We start from the raw sequence: 8,043 nt of genomic DNA, 5'->3' as shown, positions 1-8,043 counted from the left end.
GTGAGAACGGCCACCGATCTTCTGGCGACCATTAGCGACTCCCCGCGGCTCGACGCAGAACTGCTGATGGCGCATGCGCTGGGGGTCTCGCGCTCGGACATGCTTCTGCGCGCCATGCGCGATCCGGCGCCGGACAGCTTCGATGCGCTGGTCGCGCGCCGTGCCGGTCACGAGCCCGTCGCTTACATCACGGGCAGCACCGAGTTTTACGGGCTGGAGCTGCAGGTCTCGCCATCCGTGCTGATCCCGCGCGGGGATAGCGAAGCGCTGATCGATGCGGCGTGCGAGCACTTTGTGGATCGTGCACCGCCGCAGCGTATCCTCGACCTCGGCACCGGGTCGGGCGCGCTGTTGCTGGCGGCGCTTTCGCTATGGCCGCAGGCCGAAGGCGTGGCGATCGATGCTTCCATGTCCGCGCTCCGGCAGGCGCATTGCAACGCGACGAAGCTGGGAATGGCGGAGCGCTGCACCTTCCTGCGTCGCAGCTGGCGCAAGGGCGGCTGGCAGCGCGATCTCGGCCGGTTCGACCTGGTGCTGTGCAATCCGCCTTATGTGGAGGATGATGCCACGCTCGACCCGCAGGTGCGCGAGTTCGAGCCGTCATCTGCGCTTTTCGCGGGGCCGGAGGGCCTCGACGACTATGAAATCCTGCTGCCGCAGACCGGGGACTTGTTAAGCGAGGATGGCATCGCCATCTTCGAGATTGGTGCAACGCAGCAGAATGTGCTGGCCGACCTTGTCACAAAGCACGAACTTGAGAGCGCCTTTCGCAACGATCTTGCCGGATTACCCCGGGCCATGATTATTTTGGCCAAGAAACACGGAGGGGTTGGCAAAGCGGCAGGCAGACGGTAAGTCTCACCAAGACCCAGCAAGAATTGGACATTCTCGCCGGGGTCGCGATCCGACATCTCAAAGTAGACGGGGCCGTTTCGATGGCCCGCGATCTCAACAGGATAGAGGATCATGCTTAGGGACAGGTGGGCCGCGCGGGTATCCAGCATTGCTGCAGCGCCGCGAATTCAGACCCACCCACGAGGGAAGAGTATTCCTTGAACAACAATAACCGTAACAACCGGCGGCGCGGCCGCGGCAACCGTAACCAGGGCGGGGGCGGAAACAGCTCCAACCGGATCGACAGCCGCGCGCGGGGCAATGCACCCCAGCTGCTCGACAAGTACAAGAAGCTGGCGCAGGACGCCCAGCACAATGGCGATCGCGTGCAGGCGGAATACTACCTGCAGTTCGCGGACCACTATTTCCGCGTCATCGCCGACAACAAGGCCCGCCAGGACGAACAGCGCGCCAAGCGCGATTCCGAGCGCGGGCAGGCCAACGACGATTCGTCCGATGACGATGACGGTGAGGAAGATCGCCGCAATCGCTCGAAGTCGAAGCGGTCCAACCGTAATGAGCGGCAGCGTGGCCGCGATCGCGATTCCGACGCATCCGAGGATTCGTCCGACGATGATGACGACGGCGATAACGGCGAGGTCTTCGAAGCCGACGACAATCCCTTCGTACGCAAGCGCAGCACGCAGTCGCGTCGCGGCAATTCGCGCAATCGCCGCGACAGCTCGGATGACGATGGGGATGGCAAGGGCGACGAACAGGGCGAAATCGATGCGACCGTGTTGCCGCCCGCTATCGCGGCTGCAACTGCGGACGATCAGGATGAGGAAAAGCCTGCCAAGCCGCGTCGTCGCACCCGCAAGACGCGTGACGATGACGGCGACGAGGCCCTGAGCGCGGTCGGTTGAGCGTCCGGGGCGCAAGCTCGGGCTTGACCTGACATGCGGGACGTGCAGCAGACGCTGGCGTTGATACCGGGAGGGTCCGCCGTTTGCTGAACCGCACGCTTAGTCTGGCCTTGGCGCGTCCACGGGTCGCGCTCCTGTTGCTCGGTGCAGTGGCGGCGCTCGGCTTTCCGCCTATCCACCTTTGGCCGCTGGCGCTGGCAGCGCTGGGCGCTGGCGCCGTGCTGATCCGCTTCAGCGGAACGATGCGCAGCGCGTTCTTCCGGGGGTGGCTGTTCGGCTTCGCCCACTTCACACTCACCAACATCTGGATCGCAACCGCATTCACCCACCAGGACGAGATGCCTGCGGTGCTCGGCTGGTTTGCGGTGCCGATCCTCGGGGCCTTTCTTGCCCTCTATCCGGCGCTTGCATTCGCCGCCGCCTACCGGCTCGCCCGTGGGCGCAGCGCGCTTGTCTATGCGCTGGCGCTGGGTGGTGCGTGGATCCTTGCCGAGTACCTGCGGGCAACGCTTTTCACCGGCTATGCGTGGGGCCCGTTCAGCCTTGCCCTGCTCGGCCCGTTCGATCGCCCGGGCATTGCTGCCTTGCTGCCATTCACGGGCACATACGCGCTGTCGGGCCTTGCCGTGGTGCTGGCGGTAGCGCTGATCGACCAGGCGCTGAGGCGCGAATGGGTACGGATCGGGATTGCGTCCTTGCTACTGGTGGCGGCCATGTACTGGCCCGCCGGAAGGGGTGCGGAGGGCACGCTGGACTACACGCTTGTCCAACCCGATCTCGATATGAAGGAGTTGAACGACCCGCGCCAGTACGAGCCGGGCTTCCTGACGCTCGCCGCGCTGACCGTACGGCCCGAGGGCAGCGACGATCCGCGCCTCGTCCTCTGGCCCGAAGGCGTGCTGCCCGATTACCTGCGCGAAGGCTATCCCGACCGCTATTATGCCGCGACCACGGCCGGTCGCGATCCTGCCTATGCACGCGCCAGGATTGCCCGCGTAATCGGCGACAACAGCGTGTTGCTGACCGGTACGATGGATCTCGAGATAGAGGATAACCGCGCTGCGGCCGCCTATAACGTCGTCAGCGTACTCGACGACGAGGGCGAGATTGTCGGCAGCTATCGCAAGGCGCATCTGGTGCCCTATGGCGAATACCTGCCCTTCCGCGACCTGCTCGAACCGATCGGACTATCCCGGCTTGTCGCGGGGTCGATCGATTTCCTGTCCGGCCCCGGCCCGCAAACAATCGATCTGGGTGAACATGGCCGGGCGGGCGTGCAAATCTGCTACGAGATCATCTTTTCGGGCCAGGTTGTCGATCGCGCTGATCGGCCCGACTACATCGTAAATCCTTCGATCGACGGGTGGTTCGGCCCATCAGGCCCGCCGCAGCATATGGCGCAGGCACGGATGCGCGCCATCGAAGAGGGGCTGCCTGTCCTGCGGTCCACCACCACCGGCATCAGCGGCGTCATCGATGCACGCGGGGTCGTTCGCCAGCATCTTGGCATGCGGGAACAGGCGCGGCTGCAAGGCAAGGTACCGCCCGCAGGTGGGCGCACCATCTTCGCGATGCTGGGCAACTGGCTTGCACTCGGCTGGGCAATTGCGCTTCTTGCCGGGGCGCTGGTTGTCAAGCGGCGGAGGGGGCACTAAGGCACGCGTGAAGACATAAAGACTTCTTTATATCGAGGTGATCTCCCCCCATGCGCAGCAGCTATATCTTCACTTCCGAAAGCGTGTCCGAAGGCCATCCGGACAAGGTTTCCGACCAGATTTCGGATGCCGTCGTCGACCTGATGCTGAGCAAGGATCCGGAAGCGCGCGTGGCGTGCGAAACGCTCACCACGACCCAGCGCGTGGTACTCGCGGGCGAAATTCGCTGCGCGCCCATGTACGACAATGGTGAGTGGAAGCCCGGCGCAGCTGAAGAGATCGAAAAGGTCGTCCGCGAGACGGTGAAGGAAATCGGTTACGAACAGAGCGGCTTCCATTGGGAAACGCTCACGCTCGAAAACCACCTGCACGGCCAGTCCAGCGAGATCGCACAGGGCGTTGATGCCGGCACCGAAGGGTCGAACAAGGACGAGGGCGCGGGCGACCAGGGCATAATGTTCGGTTATGCGTGCAACGAGACGCCCGACCTGATGCCCGCGACGCTCGATTACAGCCACAAGATCCTCGAGCGGCTGGCGGCCGACCGCAAGTCCGGTGCGGCCCCTTTCCTCGAACCAGACGCCAAGAGCCAGGTGACGCTGCGCTATGAAAACGGAAAGCCGGTCGCGGCGACCGCAATCGTCGTTTCGACCCAGCACGCACCGGGCTACCACGAGGGTGACAAGGAAGCCGAACTGAAGGCCTATGTGAAGAAGGCCGTGGGCGAGATCCTGCCTGCGGGCTTCATCACCGACCGAACAGTGTGGCATATCAACCCGACCGGCGCGTTCGAGATCGGCGGGCCCGACGGTGACGCGGGACTGACGGGTCGCAAGATCATCGTCGATACCTATGGCGGTGCGGCGCCGCACGGGGGCGGTGCATTCAGCGGCAAGGACCCGACCAAGGTCGATCGCTCGGCAGCCTACATCACCCGTTATCTGGCAAAGAATGTGGTCGCGGCAGGCCTTGCCACGCACTGCACGATCCAGCTTTCCTATGCGATCGGCGTCTCCGCTCCGCTGTCCGTCTATGTCGACCTGCATGGAACCGGGACGGTGTCCGAAGAGGCACTGGAAAACGCGATCCGTGGCATGGCCAAGCTGGGCGGTCTCACGCCGCGCGGCATCCGCACGCATCTCGGGCTCAACAAACCGATCTATCGTAAGTCCGCCGCCTACGGCCATTTCGGCCGCACGGCCGAGGGCGATCTCTTCCCGTGGGAACGCACGGACCTGGTCGACGACCTCAAGGCAGCCTTGGGCTGACGCCGATTTTTCGCATCCTTAGCAAAGGGTTGCGATAGGGCGTTATGCTGCAGTAGAGATACGCAGGACGGGAAGGCGCAGCTACAGCGCACCCGATTCTGTGGGGGTCCTATGAAAAGGTTTTTCAGTGTGATGGCCAGTGCGCTGGTCGTTGTCGGCGCGAGCGCCATGTCCACCAGCCCGGCTGTGGCCGAGCGCCCGGTTGTCGATTTCGTGGCCGAGGACTCGGTTGGCTGGGTGAAGATTTCGCCCGACGGCACGAAGCTCGCCATGGAGCGCGACATCGATGGTGTCCGCGCCATCGTTATCATGCGCAGCGATGGCACAGGCGAAGCAAAGGCGATCACCCTCTCGGACGACGCGGACATCTACGATGTGCGTTGGGTGAACAGCGACTGGCTGATTGCCGTGCAGGGCCGGTACGGCAATTTCGGAGGCCACGAAGTTTACAAGTCGCGGGTTGTTTCCTTCCGCTCCGACGGGTCTGAGCAGCATCTGCTGGAACCGCGCGGCGGCATGGCGGATATGGGCGCAGACGTCATCTGGGTCGCGAATGACGGTAGCCCACGTATCCTGCTTGCCTATCGAACATCGATTTTCGCAGGCGATGAAGGCTCCGATCCGCGTGTCGACGAAGTCGATGTTTCGACCGGCAAGTTCTCCAAGCATGTCTCTCCCATGCAGGAAATCTGGTCTTGGTACGCCGATGGGGACGGCAAGGTTCGGCTTGGCGTCGGGCGGGAACAGCGTGGCTTGCGCACACGCATGGTCTACCGCGACAAGGGCGATAATGGCCTCATGAAAGAAGTGACCAATATCGCCACCGACGAGCAGCTGATCCGGCCGAGGATCTTTCTGCAAGATGGCAAGCGTGCGCTGACCATCAGCAATGTCAGCGGATACGATGAGGTATACGAGCTCGATCTGGAAACCATGGAAGTCGGCGGCAAGGTGTTCGGTGTCGACGGGTACGACGTTTCGCAGGTACATTCCGATCCTTCGGGCACCCAGTTGTTGGGAATCAGCTGGCTCTCAGATCGCGGACGCGTACAGTGGTTCGATCCGCGTATGCTGCAGGCTGAGGCAATGGTCGATGCCGCACTCCCCAACCAGGCTACCTGGATCACGGACTGGTCGCTCGATCTCAATCGCCACATCGTCGAAGGGTTCAACGATGTTGGCCTGCCGACCTATTACCTGCTCGATTCCAAGAATCGCAGCCTCGTCGCGATCTCCAAGACGGGCGACGATGGCAACTGGGTCAAGTCGCAGGCTATGACCTACACCGCGCGCGACGGGCTTGAGATCGAAGCAATCGTCACCTTCCCGGATGGCCAGAGCAATGCGAAGAACCTCCCGGTCATCATCATGCCGCATGGTGGCCCGCGCGCACGCGATACGACCAGCTGGGATCCGTGGTCGCAGTTCTTTGCCGACCGTGGCTATGTCGTGATCCAGCCCAACTTCCGTGGCTCGACCGGCTATGGCGTCGAATTCGAGAAAGCGGGCCTGGGCGAATGGGGCCTGAAGATGCAAGACGATGTCGACGATGCGCTCGCCTGGGCCGCGGAGAAGGGCTGGGTCGATGCAGGCCGTGCGTGCATCATCGGCGGGTCCTACGGCGGATACGTTGCGATGCGCGCTGCCGAGCGCAATCCGGACCTCTATCGATGCGCGGTCAGCTTTGCGGGCGTCTCAGACTTGCCGGACATGATGCGGCAGGACTCGATGAGCTATTTCGGCAAATTCTTGCGCGAGTACTGGAAGGGCCAGGTCAGCGATCTGGACAGCGTCTCACCGATCAAGAACGCGAGCCGCGTGGGCATTCCCGTGCTGCTGGTGCATGGCAAGAAGGACCAACGCGTACCGGTCGACCAGTCGCGCGACATGGTGCGGGCATTGCAGAGGGCCGGCAAGGATGTGACCTATGTCGAGCAGCCCGAAGGCGACCACCATTTCTCGCGTGACGAGGACATGATGCAGTTCCTGCTCGAGAGCGAGAAGTTCCTCGACCAGCACAATCCGGCGGATTGACACGGTCCGGCTGGCGGGGGATCGACACGAAGGTGTCGACCGCAACCTCCGCCAGCCGCCACCCATCCTCGGGCGAGCGTGTCATCGCGCTCGATGCGCTGCGCGGCATTGCCGTTGCAGGTATCGCGCTGATGAACGTCTATGTCTACGCGCTGCCTCCCGCTGCCTATTTCAACCCGACGGCGGCTGGCAGTGAAGGCGCACTCGACTGGATAGTCTGGGGGCTGAGTTTCGTCTTCATCGAAGACAAGTTCCGCAGCCTGTTCGCCATGCTGTTCGGGGCCGGGGTGACGATCCTGATCGAGCGGGCGCGCAATCACCCCATGCGCGGGCATGTCGCAAGGATGGCGGTGCTGTTCGTCATCGGTGCGACGCATGCGATCCTGCTCGCGAACAACGACGTGCTCCGGCTCTATGCGATGGCGGGATTGTTCGTCCCGCTGTTCCTCGGCCTCAATGCGCGCTGGCTGCTGATCGCGGGTGCCATGCTGATGGCGCTGCATGTGATGGGCGGATCGCTGCTGGCGTATCTATGGCTTGCCGCCGAACCCGGCAGCCCGGTCGCGCTGATGCCCGCGCAGACTTTCGGCAGCGATCCGATGGCATTGGACTATGCGCAGGTCACTGGAACGGAGAGCTTCGGCGAACGCGTAACACGCCGCTTCGCCGGGTTCGGGGCCGCGCTGGGAACGCAGATCAGTGGCATCCTGTCCGCGCTCGCTGCCATGCTGGTGGGTGCAGGGCTGTGGCGCAATGGTGTTCTCGCGGGCGCGTGGGAGCGGACAAGGTGCTTTGCCTTGGCGCGCCGGATGGCGATAATTGCGCTTCCGCCGATAGCACTGCTTATCCTCCTCGACGTGAATGCCGATTTCAAGGGCGCGATGGTAGGCCCGGTATCGCTGTTCTGGTCGCTGCCGTTCGACCTGTTGCTGGCGGTGGGATATGCCGCTCTCGTAATGGGGCTGTTCAACAGTCGCGACAGCGCGCTGCGTCGACGCCTTGCTGCGGCTGGGCGCCTTTCGCTGAGCAATTACCTGCTTACCAGCCTCGTCTTCGCAGCTGTTTTCTACAGCTGGGGCTTGGGCCTCTATGGCGCGCTGCCGCGCAGCGGGGCCTTTGTGCTATCGTTCGTGCCGATTGCGCTGATGCTGCTCTGGTCGCCGCCGTGGCTGGCGCATTTCCGGCAGGGGCCGTTCGAATGGCTGTGGCGAGGGCTGGCGGGCGGCAGGTTTGCGCTTCTGAGGCGCTGAGTTTTCGAGTTGCGTTCAGACCTCCCACCCCGCCTCCCCACCCGGCCACCAAGGGTACACCCACGATATGGGGGCC

General features: G+C 63.4%; 6 protein-coding genes. All 6 read left to right on the top strand.

The features are described from left to right. A partial coding sequence (gene prmC, locus ACEQXE_RS10755) for a peptide chain release factor N(5)-glutamine methyltransferase (protein ID WP_370179218.1) occupies positions 1 to 855 on the top strand: 855 nt, incomplete at its 5' end. Between the two features lie 197 nt (positions 856 to 1,052). Then, positions 1,053 to 1,760: a DUF4167 domain-containing protein gene (locus tag ACEQXE_RS10750; protein ID WP_370179217.1), complete on the top strand. Its 708-nt coding sequence runs from the start codon at positions 1,053 to 1,055 to the stop codon at positions 1,758 to 1,760. A gap of 110 nt (positions 1,761 to 1,870) precedes the next feature. Next, a complete protein-coding gene (gene lnt / locus ACEQXE_RS10745; protein WP_372524238.1) occupies positions 1,871 to 3,415 on the top strand; it encodes an apolipoprotein N-acyltransferase in 1,545 nt (514 codons plus the stop codon). A 50-nt stretch (positions 3,416 to 3,465) separates the two neighbouring features. After that, complete coding sequence (gene metK / locus ACEQXE_RS10740; protein ID WP_370179215.1) at positions 3,466 to 4,683, top strand: methionine adenosyltransferase; 1,218 nt, start codon at positions 3,466 to 3,468, stop codon at positions 4,681 to 4,683. A gap of 111 nt (positions 4,684 to 4,794) precedes the next feature. Next, positions 4,795 to 6,717 (top strand): alpha/beta fold hydrolase, encoded by a 1,923-nt coding sequence (locus ACEQXE_RS10735; protein ID WP_370179214.1) that lies wholly within the window; start codon positions 4,795 to 4,797, stop codon positions 6,715 to 6,717. Between the two features lie 32 nt (positions 6,718 to 6,749). Continuing rightward, positions 6,750 to 7,967, top strand: coding sequence for a DUF418 domain-containing protein (locus ACEQXE_RS10730; protein WP_370179213.1), 1,218 nt, complete (start codon positions 6,750 to 6,752; stop codon positions 7,965 to 7,967). Positions 7,968 to 8,043 lie beyond the last annotated feature (76 nt).

Origin of the sequence: Alteriqipengyuania sp., assembly GCF_964222115.1 — a bacterium.
In the GTDB taxonomy this organism is placed as follows: domain Bacteria; phylum Pseudomonadota; class Alphaproteobacteria; order Sphingomonadales; family Sphingomonadaceae; genus Alteriqipengyuania.
This window is presented reverse-complemented; position numbering and strand designations above follow the sequence as displayed.

Bases quoted from the DNA above. Each gene is read 5' to 3' on its own strand.
- metK (WP_370179215.1), top strand. From the start codon at position 3,466: ATGCGCAGCAGCTATATCTTCACTTCCGAAAGCGTGTCCGAAGGCCAT.
- ACEQXE_RS10735 (WP_370179214.1), top strand. From the start codon at position 4,795: ATGAAAAGGTTTTTCAGTGTGATGGCCAGTGCGCTGGTCGTTGTCGGC.